Source organism: Pseudonocardia oceanicola, assembly GCF_047200735.1.
GTDB lineage: Bacteria > Actinomycetota > Actinomycetes > Mycobacteriales > Pseudonocardiaceae > Pseudonocardia.
Window position 1 is genome coordinate 77,318 of record NZ_JBJZON010000002.1, and the last position, 15,944, is coordinate 93,261.

Consider the following 15,944-nt stretch of genomic DNA (forward strand, 5'->3'; position numbering starts at 1 on the left):
ATGACCGCGACCGCCGACACCACCGCACTCGAGTTCGGCAAGGCCCGCGCCCGCAAGGAGGACGCGCGCCTGATCGCCGGCCGGAGCCGCTACACCGACGCGATCACCCCGCCCGGGACCCTGCACGTGGCCGTCGTCCGCTCTCCGCTGGCGCACGCGCGGATCACGAGCATCGACACGGCCGAGGCCAAGCGCGCCCCGGGCGTCCACGGCGTCTACACCGTCTCCGACCTGGGCGCCGACGAGATCGGCATGCCGTGCGCCTGGCCGATCACCCCGGACCAGAAGGCGCCGCAGCGTCCCGTCCTCGCCAAGGACGCCGTCCACTTCGCCGGTGAGGGCGTCGCCGTCGTCGTCGCGCGCAGCGCCGCCGAGGCCAAGGACGCCGCCGAGCTCGTCGAGGTCGACTACGACCCGCTCGACCCGGTCCTCGACATGGAGGCCGCGCTCGCCGAGGGCGCCACCCTCGTGCACCCCGAGCTGGGCACCAACGAGTCGGCCACCTGGGTCTTCGACTCCGCGGAGGCCGGCACCGGCGGCAGCGCCACCGACGCGATCGCCGCGGCCGAGGCCGACCCGGACCAGGTCGTCGTCCGGCGCCGGTTCCGTCAGCAGCGCCTGATCCCGGCGTTCATGGAACCGCGCTCCTGCGTGGTCGACCCGACCGGCGAGCAGATGGTCATCTGGTCGGCCACCCAGATCCCGCACATCCTGCGCACCATGACCACGGTGACGCTCGGCATCCCCGAGTCGAAGGTCCGAGTCATCGCTCCCGACGTGGGCGGCGGGTTCGGCGGCAAGATCGGCGTGCTGCCCGAGGAGATGATGACGGTCCTGCTCGCCCGGAAGCTGGGCAGGCCGGTCAAGTGGACCGAGACCCGGTCGGAGAGCATGCTCACGGCCCACCACGGGCGGGACCAGATCCAGGACATCACGATCGCGGCGCGCAAGGACGGCACGATCACCGCCCTGGACGTCAAGCTCCTCGCCGACATGGGGGCCTACCTGGGGCTGGTCGGGCCCGGCGTGCCGATCCTGGGCGCGTTCATGTTCAACGCCATCTACAAGATCCCGGCCTACCGCTTCCAGGACACCAACGTCTTCACCACGAAGACGCTGACGGACGCCTACCGCGGCGCCGGTCGCCCCGAGGCCACCTTCGGCATCGAGCGCATCATCGATGAGCTCGCCGTCGAGCTCGGCCGGGAGCCGCTGGAGCTGCGCGAGCAGAACTGGATCTCCCACGAGGAGTTCCCGTTCACCACGGTGTGCGGGCTGACCTACGACTCGGGCAACTACGAGCAGGCCACCGCCCGGGCCAAGGAGCTCTTCGACTACGACGCCCTGCGCCGCGAGCAGGCCGAGCGCCGCGAGCGGGGTGACCAGGTCCAGCTGGGCATCGGCATCTCGACCTTCACCGAGATGTGCGGCCTCGCGCCGTCGCGCGTGCTCGGCTCGTTGTCCTACGGTGCCGGCGGCTGGGAGGCCGCGAGCATCCGGATGCTGGCCACCGGCAAGGTCGAGGTCATCACCGGCGCCTCCGCGCACGGCCAGGGCCACGAGACGGCGTTCAGCCAGATCGTCGCGGACAAGCTGGGCGTTCCGTTCGAGGACGTCGAGATCCTGCACGGCGACACCGCGTCGTCGCCCAAGGGCCTCGACACCTACGGTTCCCGCTCGCTGGTGGTCGGCGGCATCGCGATCACGATGGCCGCGGACAAGGTCGTCGAGAAGGCCAAGAAGATCGCCGCGCACCTGCTCGAGGCCGACGAGGCCGACATCGAGTTCGACGCCGGGCAGTTCACCGTTCGCGGCACGGACAAGGGGAAGGCGATCCAGGAGATCGCGTTCGCCGCGTTCATGGCGCACGACTACCCGGAGGGCATGGAGCCCTCGCTCGACTCCGACGCCGTGTACGACCCGGAGAACTTCTCCTTCCCGCACGGCACCCACCTCGCGGCCATGGAGGTCGACACCGAGACGGGCCGCGTGAAGCTGCGCCACTACGTCTGCGTCGACGACATCGGCAACGTCGTCAACCCGCTGATCGCGGAGGGCCAGGTCCACGGCGGCCTCGCCCAGGGCATCGCGCAGGCGCTGTTCGAGGAAGCCAACTACGACGACCAGGGAACCCTGGTCAACGGCACCTTCGTCGACTACACCCTGCCGTCGTCGGCCGACCTGCCGAGCTTCACCACGGAGATCGTCAGCACCCCGGCCACGTCGAACCCGCTCGGCGTCAAGGGCGTGGGCGAGGCGGGCACCATCGCCTCCACCCCGGCGATCGTCAACGGCGTGCTCGACGCGATCCGGCACCTCGGGGTGCAGGACATCGAGATGCCGACGACCTCGCAGCGCGTGTGGCGTGCGATCCAGGAGGCCAAGGGCCGCTCCACCCAGGAGACCCCGATCGACACCCACTCGCCGGGTGCCGGCCTCGGCTCCATCGACCCCAACAACCCGCCGCGTGAGATTTCCGAGGGAGAGGTCCAGTGATCCCCGCCAAGTTCGACTACGTCCGGCCGTCGACGGTCGAGGAGGCCGTCAGCGCGCTCCAGCAGGGCGGGGAGGACGCCAAGATCCTGGCCGGCGGGCAGAGCCTGCTGCCGGTCCTGCGGCTGCGGCTCGCCGCGCCGTCGGTCGTCATCGATCTGGGCGCCATCCCGGAGCTGCGGCAGATCAGCGAGGAGGGGGACCGGGTCGCCATCGGAGCCATGGCCCCGCACCACGACGTCATGCGCGACGACCTGGTCAAGCAGCACGTCTCCCTGCTGTCGCAGGCCACCGCGACCGTCGCGGACCCGCAGGTGCGCCACCGGGGGACGCTCGGCGGCGCGCTGGCGCACGCCGACCCGGCCGGTGACCTGGGCGCGGTCGCCCTGGCGCTCGACGCCGAGTTCGTGATCGCCGGGTCGTCCGGGACCCGCACGGTCCCGGCGAGCGAGTTCTTCGTCGACTACTTCACCACCGCGATCGGCGAGGGCGAGATCCTCACGCAGGTCCGGTTCCCGAAGTACACCGGCTGGAGCACGCACTACGAGAAGTTCAACCGCACCGCGCAGGCCTGGTCCATGGTGGCCGTCGCCGCCGCGCTGCGGGTGGAGGGCGGCTCCATCGCCGAGGCCCGGATCGGCCTGACCAACATGGGCACCACCCCGATCCGGGCCACCGGCGTCGAGCAGGCGCTCGTCGGCCAGGCCGCGACCGCGGACGCCGTCCGCGCCGCGGCCGAGCACGCGACGGAGGGAACGGCCGCTCCGAGTGACGCCGATGCCGCAGCCGACTACCGTGAGCACCTGGCCAGGGTGCTCACCGGCCGAGCGGTGCTGGCGGCCGCCGGCTGAGGGCAGCCCGCGGGGCGGAGGCCACTTCCGTGGGCACCCGCGAGACGGCTGGACGCCTGCCCGGGGACCTCGGGCAGGCGTCCGGCCGTTTCTCCTACCAGGAGCCCGCCCGCACCCGCCGGGCGCGGCTCGCCGACGAGGAGACTGGAAGTCATGCAGCTGGAGAACAAGTTCACGATCGCCGCGCCCGTCGCCGAGGCATGGGCGGCCATGAACAACCCGGAGACGGTCGCGCCCTGTTTCCCCGGCGCCACGCTCACCGAGTACACCGGTGACTCCTTCACCGGCACGGTGAAGGTCAAGCTGGGCCCGATCTCGCTGACGTACAAGGGCAAGGGCACCTACGTCGAGCGCGACGACGCGAACCACAAGGTCGTGATCGATGCCAACGGCCGGGACTCGCGGGGCAACGGCACCGCGAGCGCCAAGGTCACCGGCACGATGAGGGCGGACGGCCCGGACAAGACCGAGGTCACGATGGTCACCGACATGACCATCACCGGCCGCCCCGCCCAGTTCGGCCGCGGCGTGATCTCGGACGTCGCCGACAAGATCATCGGCCAGTTCTCGTCCTGCCTCGCGGACAAGCTGACCGAGAAGGAGACGCCGGCCGAGCCGGTCACTCCGGCGACGACGGCCGCCCCCGCCACCCCGACCGCGGGCGGCGTGGCGGCCGAGACGCCCGACGCGACCACGCCGTCCCCGATGGGCACCGAGCCGAGCGGGAGCGCGGCCAAGCCCGCCACCACCACGCCCGCCCCGATGAAGAGCACCGTCGACGCCATCGACCTGCTCGACACCGCGGGCGCCCCGATCATGAAGCGGCTCGTCCCGGTCGCGGGCGTGCTCGCCGTGCTGCTCGCGATCTTCGTCATCGTCCGGAGCCTGCGGAAGAGCTGAGCCGGGCACACGCACGGTCGAGGGCCGGCGACCCATCGGGTCGCCGGCCCTCGGTGTTCCCGCGTGGTGTGTCAACGCCGCTGAACTCCGTCTCGGTGTGCTCACGGTGGTGCGGTCGGCCGTCACTGCACCGGGACGGTGATCACGACGCCGCTGCGGGCCGGTCGTCGCGGCCGGTGATCGCCGGCTCGGTGCGCTCGCGGTCGGGTGGTCAACGCTGCATGCACGTAGCCGGCGATCATGGCGCCCGCCCGGCGGCGACGGGGTGGAGCAGCGCGTCCGGGTGCGAGGATCGGGGCATGCACGCCGGACCACACAACGCGATCACCGACGTCCCCGGCATCCGGGTCGGCCACGCGGCCCTGACCGCGGACGACGCGCTGAGCGGCACCACCGTCGTGCTCTGCCCGCCCGGGGGCGCGGTCGCCGGGGTGGACGTGCGGGGGGCCGCGCCCGGCACGCGGGAGACGGACCTGCTGGCCCCCGGCAACACCGTGCAGCGGGTGCACGCGGTCGTCCTGTCGGGCGGCAGCGCCTACGGCCTGGCCGCCGCCCAGGGTGTGATGGACCGGCTCGAGGCGGCGGGGGACGGTTTCGCGGTGCCGGGCGGCGTCGTCCCGATCGTCCCGGCCGCGGTGCTCTTCGACCTCGGCCGCGGCGGCCGGTTCGCGGCGCGCCCGACCGCGGACACCGGGGCCGCGGCGTACGACGCGGCCACCTCGGGTCCCGTGCCGGCGGGGGTGGTCGGCGCGGGGACCGGCGCGACGGCGGGCGGGCTGAAGGGTGGGATCGGCACCGCCGGCGTGGTCCTCGACGACGGCACGACGGTCGCCGCCCTCGTCGCGCTGAACGCGGCGGGCTCGCCGGTGCACGGCCCGACCGGGCGGCTGCTGGGGGCCCGGCACGGGCTGCCGGGGGAGTTCCCGGACGACGAGGTGTCGCCGGAGGCGATCGGGGAGCTCGCGGCGGCACTGCGCCGGCGGGGCACGCTGACCCCCGGGACGGCGACCTCCCTCGCGGTCGTCGCCACGGACGCGACCCTGGACAAGGCCGGGTGCGGGCGGCTCGCGACGGTCGCGCACGACGGCTTCGCCCGCTCGCTCGACCCCGTGCACACCGTGATGGACGGCGACACGATCTTCGCCCTGGCCACCGGCGACCGCCCGGTCCCGGGCGCCGAGGAGCTGTACGCGCTGCACGCGGCCGCGGCCGACGTCGTCACCCGCGCCGTGGTGCACGCGGTGCTGGCCGCCACCCCGGTCACGACGGCGGGCGGCTCGTGGCCCTCCTACCGGCAACTCGCCGGGCTCTGAGCGGGATCGTGGCGCGGGGCACCACCGGATTCGTGCGGTTGCGGCTCGCCTCGGTGCCGTCACCGCACGGATCCGCGGGCCCCGACCACCGGCCCCGCACAGGCTGGTCGTCCGAGGACCCCGCCGGCCGGCCCGGCTCAGCCGCCCGCGAAGGGGGGCAGCACGTCGACGACGGCGGCCTCGGGCAGCACCCGCTCCGTGTCCCGCACCGCGACCTCGTCCACGAGGTAGGAGCAGCGGGCGAGCACCCGCGCGAGCTCCGGGCCGTGCCGCTCCGCGAGGAGTTCGGCGAGCGAGGCCACGCCGGCCTCGCGCGGCACCTCGACGGTCTCGGCGTCCCGGCCGGCCGCGGCCCTGGCGGCAGCGAAGTAGCGGACGGTCACGGTCCGCACGCCGGTGCCGGTCGCGTCGGTGGTCACCGAACCCATCCTCCTCACCCGCCGATCGCGCTCATCGGGCGGTCGGGCTGCAGGAACCCGGGATCGTCGATGCCGTGCCCGGCGAGCTTGCCCCACATCGCGTCCCGCCAGACGTCGGCGATCTCGGCGTCGCTCGCGCCGCCCCGGACCAGCGACCGCAGGTCGGTCTCGGTGCGGGCGAAGAGGCAGGCCCGGACCTGCCCGTCGGCGGTGAGCCGGGTGCGGTCGCAGGCGCCGCAGAAGGGCCGGGTGACCGAGGCGATCACGCCGACCCGCGCCGGGCCCCCGTCGACCAGGTAACGCTCGGCCGGGGCGCCCCCGCGCTCCTCGCCGTCGGGGGTGAGGGTGAAGCGGGCGGACAGCTTCTCCATGATCTCGCCCGCAGTGATCATCTCGCTGCGCTCCCAGCCGTGCTGGGCGTCGAGCGGCATCTGCTCGATGAACCGCAGCTCGTAGCCGTGCTCGACGGCGAAGGCCAGCAGGTCGGTGGCCTCGTCGTCGTTCACCCTGCGCAGCAGCACGCTGTTGATCTTCACGGGGTCCAGGCCCGCCGCGCGGGCCCCGGCGAGCCCGTCCAGCACGTCCGAGAGCCGGTCGCGGCGGGTGATGGTGGCGAAGCGCTCGGGGCGCAGCGTGTCCATCGAGACGTTGAGCCGGTTGACCCCGGCCGCGGCCAGCGCCCCGGCGCGGCGGGCCAGCCCGATGCCGTTGGTGGTCAGCGAGATGTCCGGGCGGGGCTCGAGGGCGGCGGAGGCGGCGATGACCTCCTCGAGGCCCTTGCGCAGCAACGGCTCGCCGCCGGTGAAGCGGAGCTCGTGCACGCCGAGGTGTCGGACCGCGATCGTGATCAGCCGGACCAGTTCCGCGTCCGTCAGCTGCTCCTCGCGCGGCATCCAGTCGAGCCCCTCGGCGGGCATGCAGTAGGTACAGCGCAGGTTGCATCGATCGGTCAGCGAGATGCGCAGGTCGGTGGCGACCCGGCCGAACCCGTCGATCAGGCGGCTGTCGTCGGGGCGGCGCGGGTCCCGCTTCGCGGTCCCCCGCAGTGCGGGGAGACCCAGCTCGGTTGCCGTCACGTGCACGAGGGTAACCGGCTTCCGCGATCTTCAACCAGGGCGGAAAACGCCAGGTCAGAAGGCTCCGCAGATGCGGAGTCGGACGCCGTCGCGGGCACGCAGGAGCGGCCCGCGACGGCGTCGCGGCCTGTCCGGAGGACGAGGATCACCCCATCGGTAGGGGCACCGGGTGCCGGGTCAGATCTCGGTCTTGAGGATGCAGATCGCGAGGTGCGCGTCGAGCACGGCCTCGCGGGCCTTCGCGTCGAGGCCGGGGTCGGCCTCCGCCGCCGCCTTGGCGCTGTCGGCGGCCTGCTCGAGCTCGACGACGGCGTCGTGGGCGGCGGCGTCGCTCTCGGCGGCCAGCCGCCCCGCCTTCGCCGCCTTGCCGTCGAACTCCCGGACGACGGCGAGCAGGACGACGGACGCGCCCGTGTCCGCCTCGGCCGCCCGGAGCGCGGCGTCGGACTTCTCCCGGCATTCGGCGAGCCTGGTCTGGATGTCGGTCATCGTGAGCATCTCTGACTCCCGTGGTGGTGCGTGCGGTCAGGAGCCGGACCCGGACCCGCCGTCGGCGGGTGGCTCGTCGGGCGGGAGGGAGATGGCGGAACCGGGCCCGGACACCGTTCGGCTCCCGCGGGCGGGGACTCTGCTCACGGACATCGCCTCCCTCGACCGGGCGCTCCACCGTGCCCGGCCGCGGGAGGCCGGGCAAGGGCCGTTCGGGGGACGGCGGGCGGTGCCGCGGCGCGGACCGGCCGCAGCCGGTACCCTGGACCGGGAGATCCGGCTCCGCCGAGCCCGTCGCGGCTCGGCACGGCCCGTCCGCGGGTGCCGGGACCGGTACCCGCGTGCTCGCCCGGTGCGAGCTCCCGGAGCCCCGGGGCCGCCGTGATCTCCCCAGGTGGATGGTTCGAGTCGCCTCTCGTGGGAGCCATGGTCGGGCTCCCCGGGCGACACCCATCGCCGGACCGTTGCATGCGTGTGCGGCACGGCCGCCGGAGCGGCCCTGCCGGGCACACCGAGGAGGATTCGTTGGCTCGAGGAGGCAGGCCCCGGACGAGGGCTCGCCGTGGTGTCCCCCGCGACCGCCGCCGCGGTCGCGACGGTGCGACCGACGTCATGTCGGTGCTCGCGCGTTCGGTGCGCGAGGTCGAGGCCGCGCTGCGCCGCGGCCGGGTGTCGCCGACGACACGCACGAAGTTCCAGGCCGTGGCGCTGTTGCTGCGCGAGGAGCGCGCCCGGGTGCGGGCCGAGCAGGGCACGAGCGAGCGGCACCGCGCCGAGCAGCTCAAGCGGGTCGACGGGATCGCGAAGGCCCTGGCCATGAGCGCCGTCCGCGAGCCGACGCTCCTGGCGCTGCTCGACGACGACGCCGTCGTCTCCGACGAGGCCCGCTCGCTGAGCCGCGAGGTGCTGCGGACCGCGGGCGTCGAGACCGGACCCGAGCCCGGGCCCGAGCAGGCGGACGACGCCGCGGAGGTCCCCGCCGCACCCGCCAGGCCCCGCGTGGTGCCCCAGGCGGTGGTCTCCCGGCAGTTGGCGAACCCCTTCCTCGCCCCCGACTTCTCGGCGCCCCGGCCGAGTGCGCGCCGGCCCACGCCGCTGGCCGGGTGGGAGCTGCTCGGCCCGCTGCTGCGCTCGTTCGAGCGTGCGGGCGGCGGGGCCGCGGCGTGCATGAGCCTCCCCGACCCGTCCCCGCGTCGGGCCCCGGGCGGGCAGCAGCTCATGCCGCACCAGGCCGGGTTGGTCGCCGCGGTGGAAGCCGGCCACCGGACGTTCCTGCTCGCCGACGAGCCCGGGCTGGGCAAGACCGCCCAGTCGCTGCTCGCCGCGCAGGCGGCGGACGCCTACCCACTGCTCGTCGTCGTGCCCAACGTCGTCAAGACGAACTGGGTCCGCGAGGCCGAGCGGTGGACCCCCCGTCACCCGGCCACCCTGATCCAGGGCAACGGCGACTCCCTCGACGGGTTCGCGGACATCGTCGTCGTCAACTACGAGGTGCTGGACCGCCACATGGGCTGGCTCGGCGACTTCGGCTTCCGGGGGATGGTCGTCGACGAGGCGCACTTCATCAAGAACAAGACCGCCCAGCGCTCCCGGCACGTCCTGCAGCTGGCCGACCGCATCCGGTCGCGGACCCCCCGCCCGCTGCTGATGGCGCTCACCGGCACCCCGCTGATCAACGACATCGAGGACTTCCTCGCCATCTGGCAGTTCCTCGGCTGGATCGACGACACCGCCCCGCGCGCGGAGCTGATGAACGCCCTCACCGCCACCGGCCTGACCCCGGCCGATCCCGGCTTCTACCCCGCCGCCCGCCGGGCCGTCGTGGATCTCGGCATCGTCCGCCGTCGCAAGGTCGACGTGGCCGCCGACATCCCGGCCCGGCGCATCGCCGACCTCCCCGTCGAGCTGGACGGGCAGGCGGGCCGCTCGATCCGGGCGGCCGAGCGGGACCTCGCCCGCCGCCTGGTGGCCCGGTACTCCGACGCGTTGACGACCCGTCGGGCGGGCGCGGTGGTGGAGGGCGTCGACCACGACCTGGTGCGGCAGGTCGCCCGCTGGGAGCTGAAGGACGCGACGTCGTCGTCCGCGGGCGACAACGTCTTCGGCATGATGCGCCGCATCGGCCGGGCCAAGGCCGCCCTCGCCGCCGACTACGCCGCCCAGCTCGCCCGCAGCGCGGGCAAGGTGGTCTTCTTCGCCAAACACGTCGACGTGATGGACGCCGCCGAGGAGACCTTCGCCAGGCAGGGTGTCCGGTTCTCCTCGATCCGCGGCGACCAGACCCCTGCGGCCCGGCAGCGCGAGATCGACGCCTTCACCGGCGATCCCGACGTCGCCGTCGCGGTCTGTTCCCTGACGGCCGCGGGCGTGGGTCTCAACCTCCAGGTCGCGTCGAACATCGTGCTCGCCGAGCTCTCCTGGACCGCGGCGGAGCAGACCCAGGCCATCGACCGCAGCCACCGCATCGGCCAGACGGAGCCCGTCACCGCCTGGCGGATCATCGCCGCGCAGACCGTCGACGCGCGCATCGCCGAGCTGATCGACAGCAAGGCGGGCCTCGCCGCCCAGGCCCTCGACGGCTCCGACGACGAGGTCGGGTCGTCGGCCGACGTGCAGCTCGAGGCTCTCGTCACGCTGCTGACCGATGCGCTGTCGGACGCCTCGCCCTCCCAGGAGGCGTCCGACGGCCACCGCCGGGCCGGGTAGGGCGACACCCGCCCGGCCCGGCGGTCACGGCCTGGCCGACCTCCTCGACGGCGCTCGCGCGGAGCCGGCCGCTCGGTCCTCAGTGCCGGGCCAGCTCCTGCCGGGCGACCGAGCGGAGGTGCACCTCGTCGGGGCCGTCGGCGAAGCGCAGCGCCCGGGCCCAGGTGTAGAAGTAGGCGAGCGGGAAGTCGTCGCTCATCGCGGCGCCGCCGTGGACCTGCATGGCGCGGTCGATCACCGTGCAGGCCATCCGCGGCACCACGACCTTGATCGCGGCGATCTCGCTGGCCGCGCCCTTGGCGCCGAACTTGTCGATCAGCCAGGCGGTCTTGAGCACCAGCAGCCGGGACTGCTCGATCTCCATGCGGGACAGGGCGATCTGCTCGCGGACCACGCCCTGGTCGGCCAGCGGCCGGCCGAACGCGACGCGGTCCTTGGCCCGGCGGACCATCAGGTCCACGGAGCGCTCGGCCATGCCGATCAGCCGCATGCAGTGGTGGATGCGGCCCGGTCCGAGGCGGGCCTGGGAGATGGCGAACCCGCCCCCCTCCTCGCCGAGCAGGTTCGACACCGGCACCCGCACGTCGGTCAGGCGCAGCTCGGAGTGCCCGTGTTGGTCCTGGTAGCCGAACGTCGGCAGGTGCCGGGTGATCTCCAGGCCCGGGGTGTCGCGGGGGACCAGGACCATCGACTGCTGGCGGTGCTTGGCCGCCTCGGGGTCGGTCTTGCCCATGACGATGAAGATCCGGCAGCGTTCGTCGGCGGCGCCGGAGATCCACCACTTGCGGCCGTTGACGACGTACTCGTCACCCTGGCGCTCGATGCGGGTCTCCACGTTCGTGGCGTCGGAGGAGGCGACCTGCGGCTCCGTCATCGCGAACGCCGAGCGGATCTCGCCCTCCAGCAACGGGTCGAGCCACTGCTCCTGCTGCTCGGGCGTGCCGAACAGGTGCAGCGTCTCCATGTTCCCGGTGTCCGGGGCCTGGCAGTTGATCGCCTCCGGCGCGATGACCGGCGACCAGCCCGACACCTCGGCCACGGCGGCGTACTCCAGGTTCGACAGCCCCGAGATCGCCGGCAGGAACAGGTTCCACAACCCGCGCCCGCGCGCGGAGGCCTTCAGCTCCTCGACGACGGGCGGCAGGTCCCACTCCTGCGGGGTCCCGCGGCGTTCGGCGCGGAAGGCGTCGTACGCGGCCTCGGCGGGGAGGACCTCCTCGTCGAGGAACGCGCGCATGCGCTTGGTGTAGTCGGCAGCGGCGGCGCTGGGTTCGAAGTCCACGGGGGCATGACACCACAATGCAGCTGCATTAAACAACGCCGTCGGCGTGATGTGCGTCCCGCAGCGGGTGGCGAATCGCGCATCCGCGGACATAGGATCCCGCCCGTGCCGCAATTCCGGATCGCTCGCGGTGGCTGTCGTCCCGTCCGCGAACGTCGTGGTGGAATCCCCGGAGGAAGTTCATGAAGCGTCTGGTGGTCGCGGGCGTCGCCGGCCTGGCCGTCGTGCTCGTCGCGGCGTGCGGTTCGCCGTCGCAGGCATCCGGCACGGGTGGATCGTCGGCGGCCCCCGAGGTCCGCACGCTCACGGTGTTCGCCGCGGCCTCGCTGACGGAGTCGTTCACCGCGCTGGAGAAGCAGTTCGAGGCCGCCCATCCGGGCGTGGACGTCACCGTCAACTACGCCGGATCGTCCGACCTCGCCCAGCAGATCGTGAACGGGGCCCCCGCGGACGTCTTCGCGGCCGCGAACACCTCGACGATGAAGACGGTCGCCGAGGCGGGCCTGACCGCCGCCGCCCCGGTCACCTTCGCCACCAACGTGCTGGAGATCGCGACGCCGCCCGGCAACCCGAAGAACGTCACCGGGCTCGCCGACCTCGCCCGGCCGGACGTGCAGACGGTCGTGTGCGCCCCGCAGGTACCGTGCGGGGCGGCCACCCAGAAGGTCGAGCAGGCCGCCGGCGTCACGATCGACCCGGTCAGCGAGGAGAACGACGTCAAGTCCGTGCTGAGCAAGGTGTCCACCGGCAACGCCGACGCCGGGCTCGTGTACGTCACCGACGTGAGCGCGGCCGGGGACACGGTGCAGGGGGTGACCTTCCCCGAGGCCGACGCCGCGGTGAACGAGTACCCCATCGCCGTGGTGAAGAACGGGCCGCAGGCCGGCCTCGCGCAGCAGTGGGTCGACCTCGTGACCGGCGACGTCGGGCGCACGACGCTCGAGGCGCAGGGCTTCGGCGCGCCGTGAGCCCCGCCGCGAGCGCCGTGGGCCCGGTCGTGAGCCCGTCGTGAGCCGGGCGTGAGCACGGCATGACGGCGCCACCCGCCACCCGGGCCGCGCGGGGACCCGACCGGCACGAGCAGTCGGTCGGGCTCCCGTGGTTCGTCTGGATCCCGGCCGGGCTCGCGTTCCTGCTGATCGCGCTGCCCGTGGTGGGGCTGCTGTGGAAGGCCGACTGGGCGCGGATGCCGGAGCTGCTGCTCAGCGACTCCGCGCTCGACGCCCTCCGGCTCTCCCTGCAGACCGCCGCGATCTCCACCCTCCTGTGCATCGTGCTGGGCGGCCCGCTCGCCGTGGTGCTCGCCCGCTCCCGGCTGCCCGGCCTGCGGACGGTGCGCTCGGTCGTGCTGCTGCCGCTCGTGCTGCCGCCCGTCGTCGGGGGGTTGGCGCTGCTGTTCCTGCTCGGCCGGACCGGGCTGGTGGGGCGGGGGCTGGACCTGGCCTTCGGCATCACGATCCCCTTCACCACCGCCGCGGTCGTGCTGGCGCAGACCTTCGTGGCCCTGCCCTTCCTCGTCGTCGCGCTGGAGGGGGCGCTGCGCACCGCCGGCCGGCGCTACGAGGCGGTCGCGGCCACCCTCGGCGCCTCCCCGTCGCTGGCCTTCCGGCGGATCACCGTCCCGCTGGTCCTGCCCGGGCTCGCCTCGGGTGCGGTGCTGGCGTTCGCCCGGTGCATGGGGGAGTTCGGCGCCACCATCGCCTTCGCCGGCAGCCTGCAGGGCACGACCCGGACGCTGCCGCTGCTCGTGTACCTGGAGCGGGAGACGGACGTCGACGGTGCCGTCGCCCTGTCGCTGCTGCTGGTCGTGGTGGCGATCCTGGTGATCGTCGTCGGCCGCCCGCGCGGCTCCGAGGGGCTCTCGTGAGTCTCGACGTCGACGTCCGCCTGGACCGCGGTGCGTTCTCGCTGGAGGTGGCCCTCTCGGCCGGGCCCGGCGAGGTGGTCGCCGTCCTCGGGCCCAACGGCGCGGGCAAGTCGACGCTGCTCGGCATCCTGTCCGGGCTGCTGCGGCCCGACGCCGGGCACGTCCGGGTGGGCGACGAGACCGTGACGGACGTCCGGGCGGGGGTCTTCGTGCCCCCGCACCGGCGCGGGGTGGGGTTGCTCGCGCAGCAGGCGCTGCTCTTCCCGCACATGACGGCCGGGGCCAACGTGGCGTTCGGGCCGCGGGCGCAGGGCGTACCCAAGCGGGAGGCCGAGGCCCGGGCGCGGGCCCTGCTCGCCGACGTCCTGCCCGACGTCCCGGGGCTGGCCGGGCGCAGGCCCCTTCAGCTCTCCGGTGGGCAGCAGCAGCGGGTCGCCCTGGCCCGCGCCATCGCCCCCGAGCCCGGCCTGCTGCTGCTCGACGAGCCGCTCGCCGCCCTCGACGTCGACGCCGCGCCTGCCATGCGCTCGCTGCTGCGCCGGGTCATCCGGGACGGCAAGCAGACCGCGGTCCTGGTCACCCACTCCGCGCTCGACGCGCTGGTGCTCGCCGACCGGGTCGTCGTGCTGACCCACGGGCGGGTGGTGGAGCAGGGGTCGACGCGGGAGGTGCTCGGGCGCCCGCGCAGCCCGTTCACCGCCCGGATCGCGGGCCTGGACCTGATCCCGGGGGTGCGCACGGTCGGTGCGCTGCGCACCGACGACGGCACGGTGATCGCCGGGCGGGACGGGCAGCCGGGGGGTGTGGACGGGTCGGGACGTGGTGCGCCGGGCGGTGGGGGGGAGCCGGCCGTGGCCGTCTTCCCGCCGTCCGCGGTGGCGGTGTTCGCCGAGGAGCCGCACGGCAGCCCCCGCAACGTCCTGCCGGTGCGCCTGGCCTCGATCGAGCCGCGCGGGGACGTCGTCCGGCTGCGGGCGGCGCCGCGGGAGGGCGGACCGGGCTGGCTCGACGGCCTCGCCGCCGACGTCACGCCCGCCGCGGTGGCCGACCTCGGAGCCGAGCCCGGCAGCCTCCTCTGGTTCGCGGTCAAGGCCACCGAGGTGGAGATCCACCGCGCGGGGTAGGACGGGCCGCCCTGATGATCGCCCGGTGCCGGGGCGAATCGCCCGGGTCGGGCGTTCACACCTCGTCCACTCCTGCAACCGACGGTCACCTCATCGGTCACAAGGGTCACCCGAGCCACTATCGTGTACCTATGTCGCAGGGCGATCGGGCCTTACCGTCGCTTTCCGTGACACGTCAGCTGCTGCGGCTCGTCTGCGTCGCGATCGCCGTCGGGCTCCTCCCCGTGACCGGGTCCGTCGCGCTGGCGAGTCCGGGGGGGCACACCACCGACACGGCGGGGCCCGCGGTCTCCGCCGACCTGTTCGCGGGTGCACCGGCCGCGGCGGGCCTGCCCGGCGACTACGTCGTCCTCGCCCGGGACTCGCAGCGGGCGACCGACGCCGCGGCGCAGGTCGGGGTCGCCCCGAACACGGTGTTCACCAGGGCGTTGACCGGCTTCGCCGCCCGGCTCACCGCGGACCAGCTCGCCCGGCTCCGGGGGCTCCCGGGGATCCTCGGGATCGAGGAGGACCGGCGCATCGACCCGCTCGGGCCCCGGACGGGGCGGCTCCCCGGGCTCACCGAGGCGACCCAGGAGAACCCGCCGAACTGGGGCCTCGACCGCATCGACCAGCGCGGCCTGCCGCTCGACGAGCGCTACACGACCCGCGCCACCGGCCGGGGGGTCACGGTCTACGTGGTCGACACGGGCGTCGACGTCACCCACCCCCAGTTCGGCGGGCGCGCGAGCTGGGGTACCAACACGATCGACGACACGGACACCGACTGCGACGGCCACGGCACGGTCGTCGGCGGGATCGCCGCGTCCCGCGACTACGGCGTCGCCAAGGACGCGCAGGTCCGCGCGGTGAAGGTGCTCGACTGTCAGGGCTCCGGCACCCTCTCCTCGCTGCTGTCCGGCCTCGACTGGGTGCTGCAGAACCACCGGGCCGGCCCGGCGGTGGCGGTGATGTCCTGGAGCTACGGCCCCTCGGACGCGCTGCTCTCCGCCGTGACGAACCTGGTCGACGACGGCGTGTTCGTCGCCTCCTCGGCCGGCAACAGCGGTGCGAACGACTGCGCTGCCGCCCCGCGCGCCGCCCCCGAGGTGCTGGTGGTGGCCAACTCGACGATCGACGACCGGCGCAACAGCTCGTCGAGCACGGGGCCCTGCGTGAGCCTCTACGCGCCCGGGACGAGCATCGTCGCCACCACACCCGGCGGCCGGACGGCCTCGTACACCGGCACCTCGATGGCCGCGCCCTTCGCCGCCGGCGTCGCCGCGCTGTACAAGCAGACCTACGGCGACGCCCCGAGCTCCACGATCAAGAAGTGGCTCGTGGACAACGCGGTGCCGGGGACGATCGCGGGCGGCGAGACGGGCGGCACCCCCAACCTGCTCCTCAACACCGCCGGCCTCTGACGACTGCACGAACGGCACTCG

At 74.0% G+C, this 15,944-nt stretch carries 13 protein-coding genes and 1 pseudogene; 10 read left to right on the forward strand and 4 right to left on the reverse strand.

Annotated features, from left to right (window positions below; translation table 11 throughout):
• The 4 genes from ACL02T_RS04565 (at window position 1) to ACL02T_RS04580 (ending at window position 5,557) form a co-directional block, all read left to right on the forward strand.
• Window positions 1-2,496 carry a xanthine dehydrogenase family protein molybdopterin-binding subunit gene (locus tag ACL02T_RS04565; protein ID WP_412829397.1) on the forward strand — a complete coding sequence of 832 codons (2,496 nt, stop codon included), beginning with the start codon at window positions 1-3 and terminating at the stop codon, window positions 2,494-2,496.
• Complete coding sequence (locus ACL02T_RS04570) at window positions 2,493-3,344, forward strand: FAD binding domain-containing protein (RefSeq protein WP_412829398.1); 852 nt, start codon at window positions 2,493-2,495, stop codon at window positions 3,342-3,344. Before ACL02T_RS04565 ends, ACL02T_RS04570 begins: the two co-directional genes overlap by 4 nt.
• Before the next feature lie 153 nt (window positions 3,345-3,497).
• Window positions 3,498-4,244 carry an SRPBCC family protein gene (locus ACL02T_RS04575; protein WP_412829399.1) on the forward strand — a complete coding sequence of 249 codons (747 nt, stop codon included), beginning with the start codon at window positions 3,498-3,500 and terminating at the stop codon, window positions 4,242-4,244.
• Between the two features lie 299 nt (window positions 4,245-4,543).
• Window positions 4,544-5,557, forward strand: a complete 1,014-nt coding sequence (locus ACL02T_RS04580) for a P1 family peptidase (protein WP_412829400.1) — start codon at window positions 4,544-4,546, stop codon at window positions 5,555-5,557.
• Window positions 5,558-5,694: 137 nt separating this feature from the next.
• Here ACL02T_RS04580 and ACL02T_RS04585 read toward each other — a convergent pair whose 3' ends face one another.
• The 3 genes from ACL02T_RS04585 to ACL02T_RS04595 form a co-directional block, all read right to left on the reverse strand.
• Window positions 5,695-5,976, reverse strand: coding sequence for a MoaD/ThiS family protein (locus ACL02T_RS04585; RefSeq protein WP_412829401.1), 282 nt, complete (start codon window positions 5,974-5,976; stop codon window positions 5,695-5,697).
• Window positions 5,977-5,990: 14 nt separating this feature from the next.
• Window positions 5,991-7,052: a GTP 3',8-cyclase MoaA gene (gene moaA, locus ACL02T_RS04590; RefSeq protein WP_412829402.1), complete on the reverse strand. Its 1,062-nt coding sequence runs from the start codon at window positions 7,050-7,052 to the stop codon at window positions 5,991-5,993.
• Window positions 7,053-7,229: 177 nt separating this feature from the next.
• Window positions 7,230-7,550 (reverse strand): hypothetical protein, encoded by a 321-nt coding sequence (locus tag ACL02T_RS04595; protein WP_412829403.1) that lies wholly within the window; start codon window positions 7,548-7,550, stop codon window positions 7,230-7,232.
• Window positions 7,551-8,153: 603 nt separating this feature from the next.
• Between ACL02T_RS04595 and ACL02T_RS04600 the strand changes: the two genes are divergently transcribed.
• Window positions 8,154-10,247, forward strand: a complete 2,094-nt coding sequence (locus tag ACL02T_RS04600; RefSeq protein WP_412829404.1) for a DEAD/DEAH box helicase — start codon at window positions 8,154-8,156, stop codon at window positions 10,245-10,247.
• A gap of 79 nt (window positions 10,248-10,326) precedes the next feature.
• Here the strand turns inward: ACL02T_RS04600 and ACL02T_RS04605 are convergent, their stop codons facing one another.
• Window positions 10,327-11,529, reverse strand: coding sequence for an acyl-CoA dehydrogenase family protein (locus ACL02T_RS04605; RefSeq protein WP_412829405.1), 1,203 nt, complete (start codon window positions 11,527-11,529; stop codon window positions 10,327-10,329).
• 182 nt (window positions 11,530-11,711) lie between these two features.
• Here ACL02T_RS04605 and modA point away from each other — a divergent pair, with 182 nt between their 5' ends.
• The 5 genes and pseudogenes from modA (at window position 11,712) to ACL02T_RS04630 (ending at window position 15,923) form a co-directional block, all read left to right on the forward strand.
• A complete protein-coding gene (modA, locus tag ACL02T_RS04610) occupies window positions 11,712-12,497 on the forward strand; it encodes a molybdate ABC transporter substrate-binding protein (RefSeq protein ID WP_412829406.1) in 786 nt (261 codons plus the stop codon).
• A 62-nt stretch (window positions 12,498-12,559) separates the two neighbouring features.
• The gene (locus ACL02T_RS04615) at window positions 12,560-13,396 is read left to right on the forward strand and encodes an ABC transporter permease (RefSeq protein WP_412829407.1); all 837 of its coding nucleotides are present in this window, start codon (window positions 12,560-12,562) and stop codon (window positions 13,394-13,396) included.
• A gap of 50 nt (window positions 13,397-13,446) precedes the next feature.
• A pseudogene (locus tag ACL02T_RS04620) lies at window positions 13,447-13,878 on the forward strand (ATP-binding cassette domain-containing protein); the annotation flags it as partial.
• 39 nt (window positions 13,879-13,917) lie between these two features.
• Complete coding sequence (locus ACL02T_RS04625; protein WP_412829747.1) at window positions 13,918-14,520, forward strand: TOBE domain-containing protein; 603 nt, start codon at window positions 13,918-13,920, stop codon at window positions 14,518-14,520.
• Window positions 14,521-14,687: 167 nt separating this feature from the next.
• Entirely contained in the window at window positions 14,688-15,923 is a 1,236-nt protein-coding gene (locus ACL02T_RS04630) for a S8 family peptidase (protein ID WP_412829408.1), read from the forward strand.
• Window positions 15,924-15,944: the final 21 nt, after the last annotated feature.

What these genes read in the sequence shown, in the direction of transcription:
- ACL02T_RS04580 (WP_412829400.1), top strand. Translation starts at nt 4,544, where the DNA reads ATGCACGCCGGACCACACAACGCGATCACCGACGTCCCCGGCATCCGG.
- ACL02T_RS04575 (WP_412829399.1), top strand. Translation starts at nt 3,498, where the DNA reads ATGCAGCTGGAGAACAAGTTCACGATCGCCGCGCCCGTCGCCGAGGCA.
- ACL02T_RS04625 (WP_412829747.1), top strand. Translation starts at nt 13,918, where the DNA reads ATGCGCTCGCTGCTGCGCCGGGTCATCCGGGACGGCAAGCAGACCGCG.
- modA (WP_412829406.1), top strand. Translation starts at nt 11,712, where the DNA reads ATGAAGCGTCTGGTGGTCGCGGGCGTCGCCGGCCTGGCCGTCGTGCTC.
- ACL02T_RS04565 (WP_412829397.1), top strand. Translation starts at nt 1, where the DNA reads ATGACCGCGACCGCCGACACCACCGCACTCGAGTTCGGCAAGGCCCGC.
- ACL02T_RS04595 (WP_412829403.1), bottom strand. Translation starts at nt 7,550, where the DNA reads ATGCTCACGATGACCGACATCCAGACCAGGCTCGCCGAATGCCGGGAG.
- ACL02T_RS04600 (WP_412829404.1), top strand. Translation starts at nt 8,154, where the DNA reads ATGTCGGTGCTCGCGCGTTCGGTGCGCGAGGTCGAGGCCGCGCTGCGC.
- ACL02T_RS04615 (WP_412829407.1), top strand. Translation starts at nt 12,560, where the DNA reads ATGACGGCGCCACCCGCCACCCGGGCCGCGCGGGGACCCGACCGGCAC.